This is a genomic window from Pseudodesulfovibrio sp. JC047 (assembly GCF_010468615.1).
Classification (GTDB): Bacteria; Desulfobacterota; Desulfovibrionia; order Desulfovibrionales; family Desulfovibrionaceae; genus Pseudodesulfovibrio.
Window position 1 is genome coordinate 56,743 of sequence record NZ_WUEH01000015.1, and the last position, 18,462, is coordinate 75,204.

Genomic DNA, 18,462 nt, shown 5'->3' on the forward strand with positions numbered 1-18,462 from the left:
CCCGGTTGTGGTTGGGGGGATGGTTAGAGAATCACTGCGTCGTCGTCGCACTGGATTTCGATGACGCCGTCGGGGTCGATCAGACAGGCTCCGGCACTGAGCATGTGGTCAACCAGATGCGCGGCTTTTTCCGGCACCCAGTCCACGAAGGCCTTGACCTGCTGCCCTTCTGCCAGCCCGGCGGCATTGCGATGATAGACAAAGCACTTGCGCATTCCGTCATCCAGCGGCAGGCCGGTGTGGAACATCCAGGTGATGCCGAGCCAGGTGCGGGATTCGGTGCCTTTGAGCCAGGGATATTGTTCGCCCGCATAGTCGCTGGACTTGAATTCCTGGATATTGAGCAATTCATTCCACTGATGCGGCCCGACAACCGCGAAACGGTGGCCGTCGTCCGGCACGTCGTTGGCGTTCATCGTTCCAAAGGCCTGAAGGATCTTGTCCTTGGTCAGCCCGGTATCGGCTTGGGCGACCACGTTGGCGGCCCCGCCGAGTTTGGTGATGATGAGTTCGTCGATCTTGCGGCCCAAGGCCCAGGCTCCGGCGTTGGCGGCGACCTGTTTCTCATCGCCCTTGTCCTTGAGTTCATCGAGCTTGTCGATGTACTCGGCGGCATACCAATCAGACAGCGTGCAGGACACATTCGAGTGATTGAGATTCATGAGCGGGACGTTGCCGTGGCGGGTTTTCTTGCCTGCCGCGCCCTTGCCGACTTTCTGAAAAACGCATTTCGACCCTTCGACTTCGGTTTGAAGCCGGACGGTCTGGCGCATCTTTGATCCCTGGGCCTGATAGGCCTGATGGACCATTTCAACATATTGGGTGACAAAACCATTACTGACAGTTGTGGACATCGTTTTCTCCTTGTCCTTTACGAGTTTTCAACGAGTCCGGGTATCCGAGCTGTGTCCTGTCAACGGGTGTCCTCACAATCGTGGGCAAAAACCGTTTTGTCGCGATATAAAGGGCCGTCTGCCGAGACTTCCGGGCCGGTTGGACAACCGTAGCACGGGTTTTTTGCAAAGGCGGAGAATGTCATTGAATGTACAGTAAAATCATTTGATTCGTATAAGATTGCAGCTTGACAGGGGGTGTGAAATGGTTTTGTCCGCGCTGCAACAGCGGGATACCGCCATTCTTTTTGCCAATCTGTGGGGAGTTGTGTAGTCTTTGTGAAACCGTTTTTCCTTGGAGGTACGGATGGCTGGTGAACGTTTTCAATTTTTTCTTCCCGAAATCAGTTCGGGCCGGTTGGAATGTCGGCTGATAGCCGGAGATTCTCATTATGACCTGAGCGTTCACTCCACGTTTTCCGAACCGCTCAAGGATCTGTTCCGGTGTCTGTGCGATGTCCATGGCCTGTCCGCTCCAACCGATATGGGGTCGGATTATCGGCATACTGAATTCGAATGGGGTGGCGAAGGTTGGTTGTATTATTGGACAATCACTCCCCGGCCAAAGAACAGATTGGACGTCGTTGTCGAGTTCAAGGGAAAACGCGAAGTGGATGGCGACGAATTTCCTGTCTGGAAAATCGACATCACGACCACCTGGCGATCACTGGCGGATCAGGTCTTTACCCAGGCTTCCGAGATGCTGTGGATGTATGGTTTTACCGGCTATTATGACCGCTGGAGCAAGGATTTCCCAACCGGTCCCATGATGCGTCTGGGCCATTTGCTTCACGACAAACCTGTCGATACCGACGATTTTTCCCGCGAATTGGGCTATCTGGCTGAAACGAGATAATACCTCGTGTGCCCTGAAATTTGACGCCCCTGCACAATTTGTGGAGGGGCTGATTTGACGTGGTTTTGTTTAAAAAAAAGAAATTGGATGTTCCATGAAATCATATCGCAAGGAATTGTTTTTCGAGGTCCCGACACGCCGGGCGTTCATCAATATCACGGATGACGTGGAGGCCTGCCTGCGGGAATCCGGCATTCGTGAAGGCCTGTGCCTGGTGAATGCGATGCATATTACGGCGTCGGTGTTCATCAATGATGACGAATCCGGTCTGCACCATGACTATGAGGTCTGGCTGGAGAAACTCGCTCCACACGAGCCGGTGAATCAGTATCGGCATAACGGATACGAGGATAATGCGGACGCCCATATGAAGCGGCAGGTCATGGGTCGGGAAGTCGTGGTGGCGATCACGGACGGCCAACTCGACTTCGGCACCTGGGAGCGCATTTTTTACGGAGAATTCGATGGTCGCCGCCGGAAACGCGTCCTGGTTAAGATCATCGGCGAATAATAGCCCGGCACGAATATTCTTGACCTTTTGCCATTTTCTCTATTATGAGAAACGCCCGTGCGCCAGTAGCTCAGTTGGATAGAGCATCGGCCTTCTAAGCCGACGGCCGGGGGTTCGAATCCTCCCTGGCGCACCATGAGGAAAGATAAGGGGTTAACGAGAAATCGTTCGCCCCTTTTTTCGTGTTTGTTCCTTGGAGAGTGTGGCCTTGTTTTTAAATGAGCCGACAGTCATCCTGAAAATTGTCGTTCACCAACCCTTCTTCTCTGGTTCGTTGCAAGCCATACTCGCTCTGAAATCAAAAAGAGAAATCCTTTCAATTCGGGGTGGAATTTGGCATGGATACTTCCTGCATACGGCGTGAATTCAATTCATTCAAAGGGATTTTACTATGACACTATTGGGAACAGCCAAAACGGCATCTGCAAAGAAAATGATGCTGCTTGGTGGTGGCGAGCTTGGTAAGGAAGTTGCGATTGAAGCGCAGCGTCTTGGCGTTGAGGTCATTGTGGTTGACCGCTATGAAGACACCCCTGCCATGCAGGTGGCGCACCGCTCTTATACCATGTCCATGCTGGATGGCGATGCGCTTCGTCGAGTCATCACAGAAGAGAAACCCGACTATATTGTGCCTGAAATCGAGGCGATTGCCACGGCGACTTTGGTCGAGCTTGAAAAAGAGGGATTCAATGTTGTCCCCACTGCCAATGCCACGAAGCTGACAATGGATCGTGAAGGGATTCGGCGTCTTGCCGCTGAAGAGGTCGGTCTGACCACGTCGCCTTACCGCTTTGCCGACACAGAAGAAGAATACCGGGCGGCCGTGGCTGAAATCGGCATCCCCTGTGTGATCAAGCCTGTCATGAGCTCTTCAGGAAAAGGCCAATCCACGGTGAAAAGTGAGGCCGATATCCAAAAGGCGTGGGAGTATTCCCAGTCTGGCGGACGCACTGGCGAAGGGCGTATCATTGTCGAAAAATTCGTTCCTTTTGATTATGAAATTACCCTTTTGACCGTGCGTCACGTCGATGGAACAACATTTTGTGAGCCGATTGGGCACCGACAGGACAATGGGGATTATCGGGAATCCTGGCAGCCGCAACCCATGAGTGAGGCCGCCCTTGCCAAAGCGCAAGACTATGCTCGCAAAATTACAGACGCTCTGGGTGGGCGCGGCCTTTTTGGGGTTGAACTTTTTGTCAAAGATGATGATATCCTCTTCAGCGAAGTCTCCCCTCGCCCGCACGACACGGGACTGGTGACTGTCATCTCTCAGGATTTGAGTGAATTTGCCCTGCATGTACGAGCTATTTTGGGCTTGCCGATTCCGGGTATCCGTCAATACGGAGCCGCCGCTTCGAGTGTGATCTTATCCAACGGCACATCAGACAAACCCGCCTTTGATGGCGTTGATGATGCGCTTCGCGAGCCGGATACAAATATGCTGATTTTCGGTAAAGGCGAATGTGCTGGAGTCCGTCGGCTTGGCGTTGCCCTGGCCCTTGCTGATGACGTGACGAGTGCTGTGGAGAAGGCAAAAAAAGTTTCTTCTGCGGTCACTGTTTCATATTAGAAACCATATGAACCGACCATGATACGGAACAAAGCCGAGTGCGTATAGAACGCGCTCGGCTTTTTGCACATTGAGAGAAAGCGGACTTCGCAACAGGGTGAGCGCGTGCTTGGAGCATGGGCACGGTGTGTCGTCAGGCCGCACGATTTGGGGAATTGGTGGTCCCTGAAAAGGGTCAAACGTTCTTCAAGAAGAGTTCACCAGTCCACGTATACCCTTCTTCCGTGAAATCTATGAATTGCTTTGGGTCGGTGATGGCATTTTCAATAAGCCATCTGACAAATCGACCTTTGATGTGTTTTCCCTGATGACCGGCCGGCATCTTTTTTCCTGCTTTTTTCAGGACGAATTCGACTTCAATTCCATGCTCATATCTGACCGCTTTCTTGTGTGCTTGCGGCAAGACATCAATGACAAAGGTGTTTTTCAATTGCTCTGAATTGGCATTTACCCACCTTTTGGCGGCCTGGAGTTTATCAATTTTCAAACGATAGTTGGGAATCAAATCAGTCGGGGCAACAAGGCCGAACAATCCTGAGACGATGCGCACTTTGTCGTTGAAGTCGGATGTGTTTTTCAGCGTGTGATATGCAATAGCGTCGTACACAACACCCGTATAGCGTTCGATTGCTGGCAGTGTTTTTGAATTGAGGACGTTGGCGTTGACAGCCTGTGCTTTTTTGAGCGCCTTTTCCTTGAGTCCATATAATTTTTGAGGATCAGCTTTTTCAATCGCAGCAAGCAAGTCAGCCGTGATGCCCGATACAGACTTCAAGGGATTGTTCTTCCCTCCATCAGCCTTTCCCTCAGAGGGTGGAATCAAGAGACGAGTTTTCATAAAATCCTCAGTGGTTGAGATGGGACACATGCAATTTCGTGCATGATATTCGAGCGGTCGATGCCATCATTTGAGAGAATATCCTGAATTCTTCACGCAGACAATAGGGGCAGGCTTTAGCCTTGCATTACGATCAAGTTGGTTCCCTGCGCGCTGTTGCTGGCATATTGGGCAACGTGATATAAGACGTGCTGTTTGTTGGCGTGATTACGATCCAAACACTGGCCGGTGGACCGCACCTGATCCGCTTGGGGTGTTCCAAATATTTGACGAAGGTCCTGGCGGCAGAATCGTTGGAAGCATGATCAATGACCCCGGATGGTCCCCATGCCCTTGGTGTTGTTTTTGCCTCATGATGTCCAAATCAAGAAAAACAATGAGCGTATTGGTTTATGCGGGAGTAGGTATGAATTGTGACGAATGCAACAGCAAGGTCCACAAGCTCGATAAGCGAGTTGGCGGATGTGTATGTGTCGCCTTGGGCGTGTTGACAAGCTTACGGCTCAACCCAGAACTGTCATTGAGGTTCGCTGGGTCAGTGTCTTTCTGGGTTATTCTATTCATTATTCCAGGCATGATGCTTTTGTTGTCTCAGCCCAGATACAATTATTGGTGCTCAAGCTGTCAGAAAATGGTTTCAGTGCATGAAGCCGCGAGTTGAAAAGACACAGGGCCACCGCGTGCGGTGGCCCTGTGGTGTTTGATGGTGACGAAAATGGACTTATTTGGCGGGGACGCCGTCTTTCCATTCGGACCAGTGGCTGACAACTTCGTTCACGAAAACGGAACCGACGTCATAGGTGTTTCGAATGCCGGTCGAAAAGCCGCCGGGGTAGTTGCCCGGAGCCGGATCGAGATGTTCCAGCGTGGTCTCATTGGGGTTCCCCTGATCGAAGTTTACTGCCGTGCGCAGGCTCAGCACCCGGTCGCCATGGCCGAACTTCTTGATGACGTACCCAACGGCAACGCCTTCCATTTCGGTGATGATGTAGGTGCCGGCGTTGTTGACGTCACAGACGTATTGCGCTTCCTTGGACAGGGTCGGGCCGTGGAAAAACGTATCGCTTGCCACATGCGTGCCCACGCCAACGAACGGTGTCCGTTGTGCCGTTTTCTGAGGGTATTTCTGACGATATTTCTGGGACATTTCGGAGTCCTTCAACGGCGTGTCTTTGGTCAATTCAAAGGCGCGCTTCACCAGCTCGGGATTGATTGTGATCGTGCGAACAGCTTCATATCCCTTGCGAAGGGAAAACAGCGGTTGGCCTTCAGGCACTTCGCCTGCGCCCCAACGGTGCCCGAGATCGTAGTCCACCAAGTAGTCTGCCCAGAACACGGACGCCACAGTGCCAACGCTGGGCGGCGTGCCGCCGCACCCGGTGATGATGAAATACGTGTCGGAGAAATCAAACTGGGGGTTTGCGAGAATGGCGGTCATGCTGGACGAGCTGCGCACTTTGCCCATACCCAGAACACTGCCGGCCACGCCGTCCTTGTTGACCCAGACAGGCCGCTCGGCCCCGACAACCGTATATTCCGTCGAATCTTTGAGATACCCTTCATACCAGTGCTGAAATTCACCGGCCTTGTCGCCGCTCAGTTTGCCTATTTCAAACTGGGCACCCACAAAGACCTTGATCTTGACGGGGGCCGCAGCCACTGCCGAGCTGGCCATGCCAACCAACATGATCAGGGCAATGACCATGACCTTCAATTCTTTCATTTTCATTCGAAATCCTTTTTCATCTATGCCTAAACATTCAAGAACAATCGAATCGTGTATGAAAAAAGTATGGCGCAGTCAATTGGTATTCAATGGGAAATGGAGTCTGTTCAACAGCCCTTTTCTTTTCTCTGAAGCACGTGCTTTTTTTCATGGCTTTTCCTTGGGGCTTCAGTCCATATCAAACACGGTGTTCAGTCCGTTTTTTACCCGAATAGTGCTGAAAACAGCAATATTCGGGTGGCCGGGCATACCGGAAGTCGGGTACTCTCGGTTTTGCACAGCATGGAGGATGATACATGGAAGACACTGCATTTGACTCGGAAGAGTATGACCGAATAGAACGCGCCATTCTATTTATTGAAGACAATTTCACGTCGCAACCGAGCCTTGAAGCGATTGCGGCCAGTGTGAATTTGAGTAAATTCCATTTCAACAGATTATTCAAACGTTGGGCCGGGGTAAGCCCCCTTCAATTTCAGCAATACATGACGCTTGAATATACGAAACACAAACTTGCCCAGGCTCGGAGCGTGTTGGAGGCTGCCCACGATGTCGGATTGTCCGGTCCCGGGCGGTTGCATGATCTGTTCGTGAATTTTGAGGCCATGACCCCCGGAGAATACAAGAAACAGGGACGTGGTCTGACGATTACCTACGGTTTTGGCCCTTCTCCTTTCGGGGAATGTCTGCTGGCAACAACGCCTCGCGGGATTTGCTCTCTTGGTTTCGTGCAGCATGGTGATCGACAGGATGTGATGCAGCAATTGTTCGACCAGTGGCCGGGTGCCATGTTCACGGAGGATGGGCAGGCCATCTCTCTGGTGCTCGATCAGGTCTTCAACCGAGACGCGCACGATGCGTCCCGTTCTTTGAACCTGGTCGTCAAGGGGACGAATTTTCAGGTGAATGTGTGGAAAGCACTACTGGCCATTCAGGAAGGGGCTGTCGTCTCCTATCAGGATGTCGCCACCTCCATTGGCAAACCAAAGGCGTTTCGGGCGGTTGCATCGGCCATTGCCAGAAATCCGATCGGATACCTGATTCCGTGTCATCGGGTTATTTCAAAAGCCGGTCGTATTCATCACTATCGGTGGGGACACGCCCGGAAAAGTGCCATGGTTGGCTGGGAAGCCGCTGTCACGCGAGATATCTCTCGGGAGCGATGAAAGGACGAACCAGCCTCTTCGTGTGAGGGGCTGGTTCGTTTTCTGTGTGACGTGCGGGACCGATTTTCCGTCGGCTTGGGAAGGACGGCCTACTGGCCAACGCCCCCTTCATTTTCAAGGGTGCTGCTGAGATTCTCGACATTCTGTTGTGCGGCAGCGGATATCGGTGGCCAGTCCTTGAATGTTTCCAGATGTTTTTTCACGATCATTTGCGCCGGACCAAAGGCCCACATCTTTTGTCCCATCCAGCGGAGGTACATCCCTGATTCTTCAGCGGTCCGTTCCAGAGGGTCCTGTCGCAGATTGAACAACAATGGTGCGTTGAGTTTTTCCTTGGCCCCTGCCCAACCATGATTCTGGACAACGAAATGGGCTTTCCAATTGCCATAACGGACCGCTTGAAGCGTGGCTCGTTCGTAATAGATGATTTCTTTTCGAGTGGATTCACCGGACCCGGTGAGCATGGGAAGTTGGTTGTATCCATCGAGATATGCCGTGTGTTTTTTATATCCCTTTTGCATTTTTTCCCGAAGGTCTGACGGACCACCCGCTGCGGCAACCAGTGTCGGCAGGAGGTCGAGACCGTCGAATAACCCATTGGAAACAGCCCCGGCAGCCACTTTTTCAGGCCAGCGAAGGAGCATGGGAACCCGGACGCCACCTTCCCAGGTCGTGCCCTTTTCTCCCCGGAACGGAGTCATGCCGCCATCGGGCCAGGTCATGATTTCAGGGCCGTTGTCTGCGGTGAAGATGACGATGGTGTTTTCGGCGATATCAAGCGTGTCGAGTTCATCGAGTATTTCCCCGACATGATCATCCAGGTCCTTCATCACGACTTCCTGCAAGCCCTGCCCTTCCTGACCGAGTTGGGCTTCATACTTGGGAGAAAGGTGCGTCCAGACGTGGCCTCGCGAGGGACAATACCATACGAAGAACGGTTTCTTTTTGTCCACGGCATCTCTGATGAAAGTGAGGGTGTGCTTGTTGACCTCATCATCGAGTGTTTTCATGCGTTTGGGGGGCAGTGGACCGTCATCTTCAATTGTCTGTTTTCCGTCGGATGTCGCCCATGCGTGAATCACGTTGCGCGGAGCAAATGGTGCCCCGGCCTCCCCTTTTGGAAACTCGGGGTCAGTTGTGTATTCCATGGCGTTGAGGTGGTAGAGCCATCCCCAGAATTCGTCGAATCCGTGCATTGTCGGGAGAAATTCGTCCCGGTCTCCCAGGTGGTTTTTGCCGAACTGTCCGGTTGTGTACCCCAGTTCCTTGAGCAGTTCCGGGAGTGTCGGGGTGTCGGGATGCAGACCGACAGGACCGCCCGGGAGGCCCACGGAATGGAGACCGGTGCGGACAGGGAGCTGGCCGGTAATCATGGCGGATCGACCGGCCGTGCAACTTGGCTGTGAATAATAGTCGGTAAATAACATGCCTTCATCGGCGAGTCTGTCGATATTTGGCGTTCGGCTGCTCATCAACCCGCGATGGTAGGCTTCAACATTGAGGATACCGACATCATCCGTCAGAATGATGAGGATATTCGGCTGTTGTGATTTCGCAAAGGCGAGAGAACCGAATAGTCCCCACACGAAAAAAAGGCACATCAGGGAGCAAAGCGTTTTTTTCTTCATGGAATTCTCCTTTGAAAGCGCATGACAGTCCTCATATTCATATGACGTATTTTTACATTCTTGTCGAATGAAGTGGTTTTTTATTCGATCGGCTCGTTTTGGGGACAAGTGCCTTTTTTCTCCCATCGTGGTATGTGTGACGTATCTCTCAAAAAATCTTTTTTGGAGGCACCATGACAGGATTTTCGGATGTATGGAAAACAGAAGATTATTGGGCCATTTGGCTGGGTTTTTTCTTTTTGCTTGTCGGCCTGGGGTTGTTTGTCGGCCTGAGTCGGCCTGTCAATCTTGAAAGTCGTCTGACAACCATCAATGCGAAGTTGGACTTGGCAGCGTCCGAGGCTCCGTTCAAAACCATCGATTATTATACTGCGGTCGAAGAGAAAGCCGGTATTCAGGCCAGACGGGAACCTTTGGGGCGAAAGATAGCTTCCTACGTCGCTCGGCCGAAACGGTGGGATTTCAATCCCCTTACGGCTTTTGTTAGATCAGCGCAGGATATGGCGGCCGACGAGGACACGCGTGCCCTTTATGCGGAGGCGATGCAACAGGAAAATGGTTTGTTTGTGCTGGCTCAACAGGCCGAAGCTGATGCCCGTGCAAGCGGGTTTGACAACATTATACTGAATGAGGGTGCCGAGGCCGCCATTGACGCGTGGCATGAGGCACACGGCATTGCCAAGGGGCTGAAGGCCCGGGTTCAGGCGACGGGGTACAATATTTTTCCTGGGCTGATCGTGTTGACGGCGGTGCTTGCCGGTGTTTTTGCCATTGGTGCGTATGCCATGGGCAAAGACGTCAAAGGGTTTGTCCTGGCCTTTCCAGTGCTTATGCTCCTGGCCGTGTTCAGTTACATGATGGGAGAGCAGGAAACCATGAAGCGGCTTGGGTTCGGGTATCCGGCCTGGGCCATTGTCACGGGGATGATTATTTCAAATACCGTTGGCACGCCGAAGTGGATGAAGCCCGCGCTTGAAACGGAATATTACATCAAGACCGGGTTGGTGCTTCTTGGTGGCGAATTGCTTTTTACCAAGATTCTGGCCATCGGGCTTCCCGGGCTGTTTGTTGCCTGGGTGGTCACGCCCACCGTGCTGATCCTGTCGTATCAATTCGGTCAGAAGATCTTGAAGATTCCTTCCAAGACCATGAATATGGTCATTTCTGCGGATATGTCAGTGTGCGGAACCTCCGCTGCCATTGCCGCCGCCGCTGCGTGCAAGGCCAAGAAGGAGGAGCTGACGCTTTCCATCGGGCTTTCTTTGCTTTTTACTTCGGTGATGATGATCGTGCTTCCGGTGATTATCAAGGCGACCGGGATGCCGTATATTCTCGGGGGGGCCTGGATTGGCGGAACGCTTGACGCAACTGGAGCCGTGGCCGCTGCCGGTGCTTTTTTGTCCGAGGAAGCCATGTATGTGGCTGCAACCATCAAGATGATTCAGAACATGCTGATTGGTGGTATTGCCTTGGGTATTGCCGTGTATTGGGCAACGCGGGTGGATGTTACAGATGACGATGTCAAAATAGGCGGCGGCGAAATCTGGAATCGTTTTCCCAAGTTTATTCTCGGCTTTATTTTCGCCTCGGTCTTTTTCTCTCTGCTCTACTCTTCGTTTGGGACGGATGTGGGCAGCGCGTTGCTTGAAAACGGTGTTATTCGAGGGATGACCGCCCCACTGCGGGCCTGGTTGTTCTGCCTTGCCTTTGCATCGATTGGTTTGGCAACGAATTTCAGGGAATTGGCGCCTTATTTTAAGGGAGGCAAGCCCGTGATCCTTTATCTTTGCGGACAGGGTTTCAACCTCACGTTGACCCTTATCATGGCGTATATCATGTTCTATCTGGTGTTTCCCGAGATCACCGCCAACATATGAGGGGGATGAAAATGGACAGCAAATTGGTGAAAATACTTTTGGCGGTCGCCTTGATCGCCCTTGTCTGGTTTTCTGTGAGCATGATTGATCTGGCCCTGGATTCCACGAGCGATACGTATGAACAGATGGCGGACGAAATCGATCAGCGAGATATTGATACCGGCAATGCAATGAATTTCAATGACGATGAAACCTCTGGCAATGCCGTCTATGAAGCGACACAAACAACGGAGCATCCTCCGGGAGAACCTGAGTAATTCGCTTCATCCTTTGGAAATGTCCGTGTTGAAATTGGGTGGAGTTGAAACAGTACGAAAAAAGTTTGCAGGGTCCACTCGATACCTGGTGGACCCTGTTTTGCCGCGCCTATCGCTAGGCCGCACCTTGCCCCGTGTCAGGCTTTCGCGTATTCAATGCTACAGATTATGACGAAATCAGCATCCAATACTTCTGTCCCTGCCTTCAGGTCCGGCAAGGCGTCCAGACGGTTCCTTCGGAATCTGGTCTGGGTGCTCGTGATCGGTGGGCTGTTTCTTGGTGGACAAGGACTTCGGTACATGTTCCGTTTCACACAGCTTTCGCAGATTCGGAGTGAAATAAAATCTTTATATATTTCAGCTCTTGGGCAGGATATCGGTAACTCACCGTTTGGCCGTCTCCAATTTGAACACGGGAAGCTCCTGGCATCGAAACGGATCGGGTTGGACCCGCTCAGACTGCTTGCGGCCCTGAGCCGACCTGCGGATGAAAATCTGCGGCTCGAAGGCGTGACCTTGAGTGGCAAGACCGGACGGGTTCGCGGTGTTTTTTCCGGGAGCGAACAGGAATTCAAGGCATATATGGAGACGTTGACCAACGACGATCACTACCTGTTTTCAATATACAAGCGTGATCCCATGGAAAACGGCTCGGTGTTTATTCTGCATGTGGAGTTGCAATAATGGCGCACAATGAACGGACATATCCATGGAGCAACTGGCCTCCAGCGTCGCAACAACGGCTTTTCAAAATGGTGTTGCTCGGCTTGGCCGGTGCTTTCTTTTCCGTGTTTGTGGGCGTGTATCTGTTTACCAGCACCTTGGAGCAGCAGATTGTCGCCGAAAAGGAACAATACGCGCGGGTGATGCCGATTGTTCAGGGAATCCATGCGCTGCGGGCCAAACAGGGAGACCTGGCCCGGCTGACGGTCAAGGACGCAACGTGGCGGATCATTGATGAGAGAATGTTGGAGAGCCGTTTGACGTCCATTCGGTCCACTGGCTTGAATGATTCAAACGATGCCGTTCAGGTGACTTTTACCGGGGTGACCCTGATTATGTTGACAGATTTCTTGCAGGATTTGCGGGACCGAGCCAGTCTGCAAACGCCTGAATTCACTTTGACTCGCAACAACGATGATCCGCGTCTGGCTGACGTGCATCTCGTGCTGTCCCGGTGATCGTCATGGCCATCATGCCTTCTTTGCAGACGCGTTCATCCCTCCCGGGACGGATTCTTGCCCGGTTTTTCCTGATTTTGTTGGGTTTTGCGATCGGCATCGCGTTGTTCATGCCGTGGAACAAGATTTGGGCATCGGCCCTGGCCCGTGTGGACATGCAGCTTCCTTCCGTGGGGCTGACATGGGACGCGATCGACCGGGACGGTCCGCTGAATTTTCGTGTGCGGAATTTGAGGATAACCATGGCGCAGACCCCTGGGGCCTTGCGATTTCAACACGCGTATGTCTCCATGGGATTTTCGCCTTTGGCCACGGTTCGACTGGATACCGGCGGTCCGCAATGTGTGCTGGAGTTGTTTTCCAATGGCGTGTTCGAGTTTGAAGGCGACCTGAACCTGACCTATTTGTTGGGCATGAGTGATTTCAAAGGAGAATTGCGCGCATCCGGAAGCCTCTTCTTGCCTGATGGTGCCCGGTTGCCACATTCGGGCTGGGTGGATATTCGATCGCAACGGCTGGTTTTGCCTGGGGACAAGAGTGTCGAAGATTTTGCCTTCATGGCTGAAATCGATCATGAGACCATGAATATTCGCGATTTTTCCATGAAAAGTCCGTTCATGTATAAATCAACCGGCTCGGCCACGCTTGATCCCGACAACCTTTTTCGCACCATGTTTTCACTCACCGGAGAAATGACGGTTGGGCGTGAAACCTTCTCCTATCCTTTGAACGGTTCGTTAACTGACGCGATCTGGTAAGTCTCCTTTTTGAAAAAGACGGGATGAAGCGGTCCCTTGAACACGGAAAACGCCCTGCCAGCGTGTGCTGACAGGGCGCGGTATAAGTGCTGTTTCGGTGGTGCCTAGCTGACGTGCTTGGCTCCGGCCTTGATGGCTTCCGTGTTGGCGGGAATAAGTTTGTGATAGCGAGCGGAAATCACGTTTTCGAGCGAGCCGATAACGGCGTCGAGAGGAATGATTCCGGTTGCCTGCACAAACGCGCCGATGGCGACCATGTTGGCCATGCGGGTGTTGCCCAGCTCGTCGGCGATCTCGTTGCAGGGAACGCCGTAACATTTCAGCCGATCCGTATCAGCCAACTCCATGTCAATGAGTGAGGAGTTGATGATGTGGATCCCACCGTCTTCCACGCGCGGCTGGAATTTGTCCAGAGACGGGCGGTTCATGGCGATAAGGGATTTGGGCCGAAGGATAATGGGCGAACCAATGTCTTCCTGAGAAAGAACCACGGTGCAGTTGGCTGTACCGCCACGCATTTCCGGGCCGTAGACCGGGATATAGGTGACGTTGAGGTCGTCTTTCATGCCTGCGTAGGCGAGCAGGTTGCCGATGAGCATGACGCCCTGGCCACCAAAGCCCGCGATGATGGTATCCATGTACCGCATTAGCAGACACCTCCTTCTTCGGATACGTCCTTGTACACGCCAAGTGGGTAGTACGGGATCATTTCCTTCTGGATGCGCTCGTTGGCCTGCAACGGGGTCATTTTCCAGTTGGTCGGGCAGGCAGACAGCAGTTCCACAAAACCGAATCCAGTGTTGTTGAGCTGGAATTCAAAGGCTTTTTTCAGGTACTTTTTGGCCTGACGGATGTTCTTGACGCAGTCCAGCGAGCCGCGAGCCGCAAAGGCGACACCGCCAAGGGAGGCGATGATCTCGGTCATGCGGATGGGCGCACCTTCATGGGTCTGACACCGACCGGCCGGAGTGGTGGTCGTGGTCTGTCCGATGAGTGTGGTGGGTGCCATCTGGCCGCCGGTCATGCCGTAGACGGTGTTGTTGACGAAAACAACACAGATCTTTTCGCCACGGTTGGCGGCGTGCATGATTTCGGCCATGCCGATGGAGGCCAGATCGCCGTCACCTTGATAGGTGAAGACAAAGTGGTCCGGACGTGAACGTTTGACGCCGGTGGCGACTGCGGGTGCGCGACCATGCGGGGCTTCGACCGCATCCACGTTCAGGTAATTATACAGGAAGACCGAACACCCGATGGAGGTGGTCATGAGGGTCTTTTCCGCCAGGTTCATCTCGTCCAGCAATTCACCGATCAGTCGGTGGGCGACACCATGGTGACACCCGGGACAATAGTGGGTGGGACGATCGATAACGGATTCCGGTTTCTGGAATACTATTTTTTCGTGTGTATCTGACATTTATTTACCCTCCAAGCATTTGAGGATTGGCTCCTCGAGCTCGTCCGGGGTGGGCAGGTTACCGGGATAGATCGGGTAGAAGTCCGAATCGGTCACTGTGCGGATCGCAAGGCGGACATCGTCGAGCATCTGGCCCAGATTGTGTTCGATGGTCAGGAAGCGTTTGCCCTGCTCGGCCAGTGCCTTGAGTTCGGCAGACGGGAACGGGTACAGGGTGATGGGTCGGAACAGGCCGACCTTTTTGCCGTCTTTCCTGAATTTGCGGACAGCGGTCTTGGCGATGCGGCCAATGGAACCGTAGGCACAGATGATGAGATCGGCGTCTTCGGTTTCAAATTGTTCACATTCTGCCAGATCGGTCCAGGCGTCATATTTGGCTTGCAGATGTTTGTTCTGCTCGGCCAGTTCACCTTCTGCGAGGAAGAGTGATTTGATGAGACGTTTGTCGCGTCCACCGTCTCGGCCGGTGATGGCCCAGTCGCGTCCGCCATTTTCGTCAACATCTTCAGGTTCCCACGGGGTGATCGGTTCTTTCATCTGGCCGAGAATGGCGTCGCCGAGGATGAGAACCGGAGTCCGGTGTTCAAAGGCGATGTCAAAGGCGCGGATGGTCAGGTCATAGGCTTCCTGCACGGTGCCGGGACCAAAGGTGAAATGGCGATAGTCGCCGTGCCCGCCGCCTCGGGTGGACTGATAATAGTCACCCTGGGCCGGGCCGATGTCACCAAGACCCGGTCCGCCACGGTTCATGTTCACGACAACTGCCGGGACTTCTGAACCGGCCATATACGAGATGGCTTCCTGCTTCAGGGAAAGCCCCGGGGATGAGGAAGAGGTCATGGCGCGGACACCGGTTGCTCCGGCTCCGAGCAGCATGTTTGCTGCGGCCACTTCGGATTCGGCCTGAACGAAATCGCCGCCGGCCTTGATCATTTCAGACGACATGAATTCGGGGATGTCGTTCTGAGGGGTGATTGGATACCCGAAAAAACAGCGACATTTGGCAGCGAGTGCGCCGCGAGCAATGGCTTCATTTCCTTTAACAAAAATGCGTTCTGCTTTTTTGGTCATACTATTTGCCCCCCTTTTTCTTTGGGGTGCGATACACTGTGATTGCCACATCTGGGCAGATAGTGGCGCAGGATGCGCAACCTGTACATTTGTCCGCATCAGCTTCGGGCACTTCAGCGACCTTGTAGCCACTGAGGTTGAACCGGTCCGATTGGACGATGATGTCAACAGGACAGACGGTGGTGCAGAGCAAGCACCCTTTGCACCGATCTTCCTGGACCTCGATTCGAGACATGTATTACTCCAGTTCTGTGAATGATAGTAAAAGGTTAAAGCCGTCTATATGATAAGCATCGCATCTCCGTAGGAGAAAAAGCGAAAGCCGTTTTTCAAGGCATGTTCATAGGCCGAGAGAATAGTCTTTCTTCCAGCAAGAGCCGAGATCATAATGATGAGCGATGATTCTGGCAAATGGAAGTTCGTTAGAATGCCATCGATGACCTTGAATTCATAGCCCGGAGATATGAAAATAGTTGTTTCTCCCTGAAATGGTCCGATTTTGCCGGACTCTCGGACCATGCCTTCAAGGGTTCGTGCGCTGGTAGTGCCCACCGCAATGACCGGGCGACCCTCGGCTTTGGCCTTCAGAATTGCTGCGGTGGTAGAGTCGGGAACCTCTATATATTCCGAGTGCATTTGGTGGTCACGGATGTCTTTTGCCCTGACCGGACTGAACGTGCCATAGCCGACATACAGTGTGACTTCCGCCCATTCAATCCCTTTGTCTTGGATTTTTCCCCGTATTTCCGGCGTGAAATGAAGTCCGGCGGTGGGTGCGGCCACGGATCCGGTCTTGTCTACGTTGGCATAGGTGGTCTGATACCGTTCTCTGTCTGCCTCGCAATCCGGGCGTTTGATGTAGGGAGGCAGTGGCAGGTGCCCCAACTCGGTGAAAAGTTCTGTCAGATCGCCCTTCCATTGCAGTTCGACCTGCCAACGACCAAATTCGCCCGCTGTCCCTGCGACCAGACAAAACGTGTCGGTAAAGGTGATGGTGGTTCCGGGTTTTGGTGTTTTCGAGGCACGGAGCAGCCCTTCCACTGTGGCCGTTGTCCAGCCGTCTTTTTCACGAGACTGGATGAGCGGCAACGGGGTGAGCAGCAGAAATTCGACCCGTCCACCTGTAGGCTTGGTGCCAAAAACCCGGGCCGGAATGACTCGGGAATTGTTGGCCACGAGCAAGGCGTTGTCCGGGAGGTGATCCAGCAGATCAGAAAAGGTGGACACGGTCGTTGTGTTCGTTGTGCGGTCGAGCACCAAAAGGCGTGATCCGTCACGACGATCAGCCGGTTCTTGGGCGATCTGGTCCTCTGGAAGGTCGTAATTATAGCTTTCAAGCAGGTAATCTTCGGGTATTTCCATAAATATATATCCATCGGTTGGAGGAACTTTGTGTTGTACAACACCTGGAAATGCAACGGAATCTTTTTCTTTTCCTGTAATATCAGCATGTTGTGTGCAAAACGGTCGCTTTTCGCTTGGGGCTTGATATTGGTGGTAATCATGGTATTCCATAAATATGAATTGGCTTTCCGTGGCTGAGATAGCCAAACGCACTCGAATCCCCGCACCGACCGCCCGTCGGTATGCTGCGCTGTTCAAGGATTTCCTTGGCGGCCGCAAGATGGGCCGTGTCACCAAGTATCCTGAAGAATCGCTTGTTATTTTCGAACGAATTTCTCGACTCTACGGTGAAGGCCGTGTGACGAATGAGATCGACGAGATCTTGCGGACAGAGTTTCCGCGGACGATCGAGGTGGAACATTCGTCGATCACGGGTGTGGCTCCTCGGGAAAATTCCATGGAATTGGCATCCACATTCAATGAGGTTATCGGCAAGGTTGCTGCCTGTATGGGCGTTATTGCCGACCAGAAGACCATCATTGATTCACAGCAGGAAGACATTCAGAAGCTCAAGACTGCGTTTGTTCTTTTGGCGCGTAGTCAGAAAAAATTGAAGGAACTGCCCATGTCCGAGGCGAGGTTGCCAGATGAAATTTTGGAGCAGACCAAGGCCTTGGAGCAGAAAGACGCCGAGATCGAAGAAATGACGGTCAAGTTGACGTTTGACACTTCGGACATTAAAGCCAAGTTGCAGATTCTTGAGTCGGAGCTTGTACGGCTTCGCAAGGATCGGCGTGAGATGGAAAAATATCTGCAAGACAAGATAGATCGGCTCAAGGCGTCGGCGTCTTGAATCGGTGCAGGCATCAGTAAATTTCAGTGTATTCGGAGGAAGACCACATGCGTATTTTCAGATTGGTACTGCCGCTTTTGTGTGTATTGGGACTCATGGCGTGTACGACCACGGGCACGACGTCCACCGGAAATGTGTCTGGTCAGTCCCCTTCCGCTCAATATCAGGAACCGGACTATTATCTCGATTTTGACGACATCATGATTCCCAAGGAGATCAGCTATAAGGCTGACGACTCCTACAAGCTTGACAATTCCAAGTTTCGTGCGGCGATCATGCGTTTTTCTGGTCGGGTCGAAGTCATGGAGCTGGTGCAGTATTTCGTGAACAATATGACCAAGGACAATTGGACGCTGCTCTCCAATAACAAGGCAAGTAAGGTGCATGTGTTGAATTTTGAGAAATTCAACAAAAGCTGTGTGATTCAGATTGATGATAGTTTCGCTACAGCCACAACCACCATATTTGCCGTTGAAGTCAAAGAGACAGGTCATGGCCTGAAGAGTAAATAAT

The 18,462-nt window shown here is 52.6% G+C and carries 20 protein-coding genes and 1 tRNA gene; 12 read left to right on the forward strand and 9 right to left on the reverse strand.

What is annotated here, in order from left to right:
* Nucleotides 1–23: 23 nt before the first annotated feature.
* Complete coding sequence (locus GO013_RS11035; RefSeq protein WP_163811080.1) at nt 24–854, reverse strand: phage capsid protein; 831 nt, start codon at nt 852–854, stop codon at nt 24–26.
* Nucleotides 855–1,200: 346 nt separating this feature from the next.
* Between GO013_RS11035 and GO013_RS11040 the strand changes: the two genes are divergently transcribed.
* From GO013_RS11040 to purT, 4 genes are all read left to right on the forward strand, one after another.
* Nucleotides 1,201–1,749, forward strand: a complete 549-nt coding sequence (locus GO013_RS11040; RefSeq protein WP_163811082.1) for a hypothetical protein — start codon at nt 1,201–1,203, stop codon at nt 1,747–1,749.
* Between the two features lie 94 nt (nt 1,750–1,843).
* Nucleotides 1,844–2,260: a secondary thiamine-phosphate synthase enzyme YjbQ gene (locus tag GO013_RS11045; RefSeq protein WP_163811084.1), complete on the forward strand. Its 417-nt coding sequence runs from the start codon at nt 1,844–1,846 to the stop codon at nt 2,258–2,260.
* A 59-nt stretch (nt 2,261–2,319) separates the two neighbouring features.
* Nucleotides 2,320–2,396, forward strand: a tRNA-Arg gene (locus tag GO013_RS11050).
* Nucleotides 2,397–2,651: 255 nt separating this feature from the next.
* Nucleotides 2,652–3,833: a formate-dependent phosphoribosylglycinamide formyltransferase gene (purT, locus tag GO013_RS11055; protein ID WP_163811085.1), complete on the forward strand. Its 1,182-nt coding sequence runs from the start codon at nt 2,652–2,654 to the stop codon at nt 3,831–3,833.
* Nucleotides 3,834–4,008: 175 nt separating this feature from the next.
* On the opposite strand, the gene yaaA is transcribed toward purT, so the two are convergent.
* The gene (yaaA, locus tag GO013_RS11060) at nt 4,009–4,671 is read right to left on the reverse strand and encodes a peroxide stress protein YaaA (RefSeq protein ID WP_163811087.1); all 663 of its coding nucleotides are present in this window, start codon (nt 4,669–4,671) and stop codon (nt 4,009–4,011) included.
* A 721-nt stretch (nt 4,672–5,392) separates the two neighbouring features.
* Nucleotides 5,393–6,400 carry a purine nucleoside permease gene (locus GO013_RS11065; protein ID WP_163811089.1) on the reverse strand — a complete coding sequence of 336 codons (1,008 nt, stop codon included), beginning with the start codon at nt 6,398–6,400 and terminating at the stop codon, nt 5,393–5,395.
* 293 nt (nt 6,401–6,693) lie between these two features.
* On the opposite strand from GO013_RS11065, the gene GO013_RS11070 reads away from it, so the two are divergent.
* Nucleotides 6,694–7,563, forward strand: a complete 870-nt coding sequence (locus GO013_RS11070) for a methylated-DNA--[protein]-cysteine S-methyltransferase (protein WP_163811091.1) — start codon at nt 6,694–6,696, stop codon at nt 7,561–7,563.
* Nucleotides 7,564–7,652: 89 nt separating this feature from the next.
* On the opposite strand, the gene GO013_RS11075 is transcribed toward GO013_RS11070, so the two are convergent.
* Complete coding sequence (locus GO013_RS11075; RefSeq protein WP_203529545.1) at nt 7,653–9,191, reverse strand: arylsulfatase; 1,539 nt, start codon at nt 9,189–9,191, stop codon at nt 7,653–7,655.
* A 173-nt stretch (nt 9,192–9,364) separates the two neighbouring features.
* On the opposite strand from GO013_RS11075, the gene GO013_RS11080 reads away from it, so the two are divergent.
* From GO013_RS11080 to GO013_RS11100, 5 genes are all read left to right on the forward strand, one after another.
* Nucleotides 9,365–11,068, forward strand: coding sequence for a putative sulfate exporter family transporter (locus GO013_RS11080; protein ID WP_163811092.1), 1,704 nt, complete (start codon nt 9,365–9,367; stop codon nt 11,066–11,068).
* 11 nt (nt 11,069–11,079) lie between these two features.
* Nucleotides 11,080–11,325, forward strand: coding sequence for a hypothetical protein (locus tag GO013_RS11085; RefSeq protein WP_163811094.1), 246 nt, complete (start codon nt 11,080–11,082; stop codon nt 11,323–11,325).
* A gap of 168 nt (nt 11,326–11,493) precedes the next feature.
* Nucleotides 11,494–12,009, forward strand: a complete 516-nt coding sequence (locus GO013_RS11090; protein WP_163811096.1) for a hypothetical protein — start codon at nt 11,494–11,496, stop codon at nt 12,007–12,009.
* Entirely contained in the window at nt 12,009–12,506 is a 498-nt protein-coding gene (gspM, locus tag GO013_RS11095) for a type II secretion system protein GspM (RefSeq protein ID WP_163811099.1), read from the forward strand. Before GO013_RS11090 ends, gspM begins: the two co-directional genes overlap by 1 nt.
* 5 nt (nt 12,507–12,511) lie before the next feature.
* Nucleotides 12,512–13,264 carry a hypothetical protein gene (locus tag GO013_RS11100; RefSeq protein ID WP_163811101.1) on the forward strand — a complete coding sequence of 251 codons (753 nt, stop codon included), beginning with the start codon at nt 12,512–12,514 and terminating at the stop codon, nt 13,262–13,264.
* A gap of 104 nt (nt 13,265–13,368) precedes the next feature.
* Here GO013_RS11100 and GO013_RS11105 read toward each other — a convergent pair whose 3' ends face one another.
* From GO013_RS11105 to queA, 5 genes are read right to left on the reverse strand one after another with little or no spacing between them, the layout of a single operon-like run.
* A complete protein-coding gene (locus tag GO013_RS11105) occupies nt 13,369–13,911 on the reverse strand; it encodes a 2-oxoacid:acceptor oxidoreductase family protein (protein WP_163811104.1) in 543 nt (180 codons plus the stop codon).
* Complete coding sequence (locus tag GO013_RS11110) at nt 13,911–14,681, reverse strand: thiamine pyrophosphate-dependent enzyme (RefSeq protein ID WP_163811105.1); 771 nt, start codon at nt 14,679–14,681, stop codon at nt 13,911–13,913. The genes GO013_RS11105 and GO013_RS11110 overlap by 1 nt, the downstream gene beginning before the upstream one ends.
* The gene (locus GO013_RS11115) at nt 14,682–15,752 is read right to left on the reverse strand and encodes a 3-methyl-2-oxobutanoate dehydrogenase subunit VorB (RefSeq protein WP_163811107.1); all 1,071 of its coding nucleotides are present in this window, start codon (nt 15,750–15,752) and stop codon (nt 14,682–14,684) included.
* A gap of 1 nt (nt 15,753) precedes the next feature.
* Nucleotides 15,754–15,987 (reverse strand): 4Fe-4S dicluster domain-containing protein, encoded by a 234-nt coding sequence (locus tag GO013_RS11120; protein ID WP_163811109.1) that lies wholly within the window; start codon nt 15,985–15,987, stop codon nt 15,754–15,756.
* A gap of 44 nt (nt 15,988–16,031) precedes the next feature.
* Nucleotides 16,032–17,114, reverse strand: a complete 1,083-nt coding sequence (gene queA / locus GO013_RS11125) for a tRNA preQ1(34) S-adenosylmethionine ribosyltransferase-isomerase QueA (RefSeq protein WP_163811112.1) — start codon at nt 17,112–17,114, stop codon at nt 16,032–16,034.
* 157 nt (nt 17,115–17,271) lie between these two features.
* Between queA and GO013_RS11130 the strand changes: the two genes are divergently transcribed.
* Nucleotides 17,272–17,949 (forward strand): hypothetical protein, encoded by a 678-nt coding sequence (locus GO013_RS11130; protein ID WP_163811114.1) that lies wholly within the window; start codon nt 17,272–17,274, stop codon nt 17,947–17,949.
* Between the two features lie 47 nt (nt 17,950–17,996).
* Nucleotides 17,997–18,461 carry a hypothetical protein gene (locus GO013_RS11135; protein WP_163811116.1) on the forward strand — a complete coding sequence of 155 codons (465 nt, stop codon included), beginning with the start codon at nt 17,997–17,999 and terminating at the stop codon, nt 18,459–18,461.
* Nucleotide 18,462: the final 1 nt, after the last annotated feature.

What these genes read in the sequence shown, in the direction of transcription:
- GO013_RS11035 (WP_163811080.1), bottom strand. Translation starts at nt 854, where the DNA reads ATGTCCACAACTGTCAGTAATGGTTTTGTCACCCAATATGTTGAAATG.
- GO013_RS11040 (WP_163811082.1), top strand. Translation starts at nt 1,201, where the DNA reads ATGGCTGGTGAACGTTTTCAATTTTTTCTTCCCGAAATCAGTTCGGGC.
- GO013_RS11045 (WP_163811084.1), top strand. Translation starts at nt 1,844, where the DNA reads ATGAAATCATATCGCAAGGAATTGTTTTTCGAGGTCCCGACACGCCGG.
- purT (WP_163811085.1), top strand. Translation starts at nt 2,652, where the DNA reads ATGACACTATTGGGAACAGCCAAAACGGCATCTGCAAAGAAAATGATG.
- yaaA (WP_163811087.1), bottom strand. Translation starts at nt 4,671, where the DNA reads ATGAAAACTCGTCTCTTGATTCCACCCTCTGAGGGAAAGGCTGATGGA.
- GO013_RS11065 (WP_163811089.1), bottom strand. Translation starts at nt 6,400, where the DNA reads ATGAAAATGAAAGAATTGAAGGTCATGGTCATTGCCCTGATCATGTTG.
- GO013_RS11070 (WP_163811091.1), top strand. Translation starts at nt 6,694, where the DNA reads ATGGAAGACACTGCATTTGACTCGGAAGAGTATGACCGAATAGAACGC.
- GO013_RS11075 (WP_203529545.1), bottom strand. Translation starts at nt 9,191, where the DNA reads ATGAAGAAAAAAACGCTTTGCTCCCTGATGTGCCTTTTTTTCGTGTGG.
- GO013_RS11080 (WP_163811092.1), top strand. Translation starts at nt 9,365, where the DNA reads ATGACAGGATTTTCGGATGTATGGAAAACAGAAGATTATTGGGCCATT.
- GO013_RS11085 (WP_163811094.1), top strand. Translation starts at nt 11,080, where the DNA reads ATGGACAGCAAATTGGTGAAAATACTTTTGGCGGTCGCCTTGATCGCC.
- GO013_RS11090 (WP_163811096.1), top strand. Translation starts at nt 11,494, where the DNA reads ATGACGAAATCAGCATCCAATACTTCTGTCCCTGCCTTCAGGTCCGGC.
- gspM (WP_163811099.1), top strand. Translation starts at nt 12,009, where the DNA reads ATGGCGCACAATGAACGGACATATCCATGGAGCAACTGGCCTCCAGCG.
- GO013_RS11100 (WP_163811101.1), top strand. Translation starts at nt 12,512, where the DNA reads ATGGCCATCATGCCTTCTTTGCAGACGCGTTCATCCCTCCCGGGACGG.
- GO013_RS11105 (WP_163811104.1), bottom strand. Translation starts at nt 13,911, where the DNA reads ATGCGGTACATGGATACCATCATCGCGGGCTTTGGTGGCCAGGGCGTC.
- GO013_RS11110 (WP_163811105.1), bottom strand. Translation starts at nt 14,681, where the DNA reads ATGTCAGATACACACGAAAAAATAGTATTCCAGAAACCGGAATCCGTT.
- GO013_RS11115 (WP_163811107.1), bottom strand. Translation starts at nt 15,752, where the DNA reads ATGACCAAAAAAGCAGAACGCATTTTTGTTAAAGGAAATGAAGCCATT.
- GO013_RS11120 (WP_163811109.1), bottom strand. Translation starts at nt 15,987, where the DNA reads ATGTCTCGAATCGAGGTCCAGGAAGATCGGTGCAAAGGGTGCTTGCTC.
- queA (WP_163811112.1), bottom strand. Translation starts at nt 17,114, where the DNA reads ATGGAAATACCCGAAGATTACCTGCTTGAAAGCTATAATTACGACCTT.
- GO013_RS11130 (WP_163811114.1), top strand. Translation starts at nt 17,272, where the DNA reads ATGAATTGGCTTTCCGTGGCTGAGATAGCCAAACGCACTCGAATCCCC.
- GO013_RS11135 (WP_163811116.1), top strand. Translation starts at nt 17,997, where the DNA reads ATGCGTATTTTCAGATTGGTACTGCCGCTTTTGTGTGTATTGGGACTC.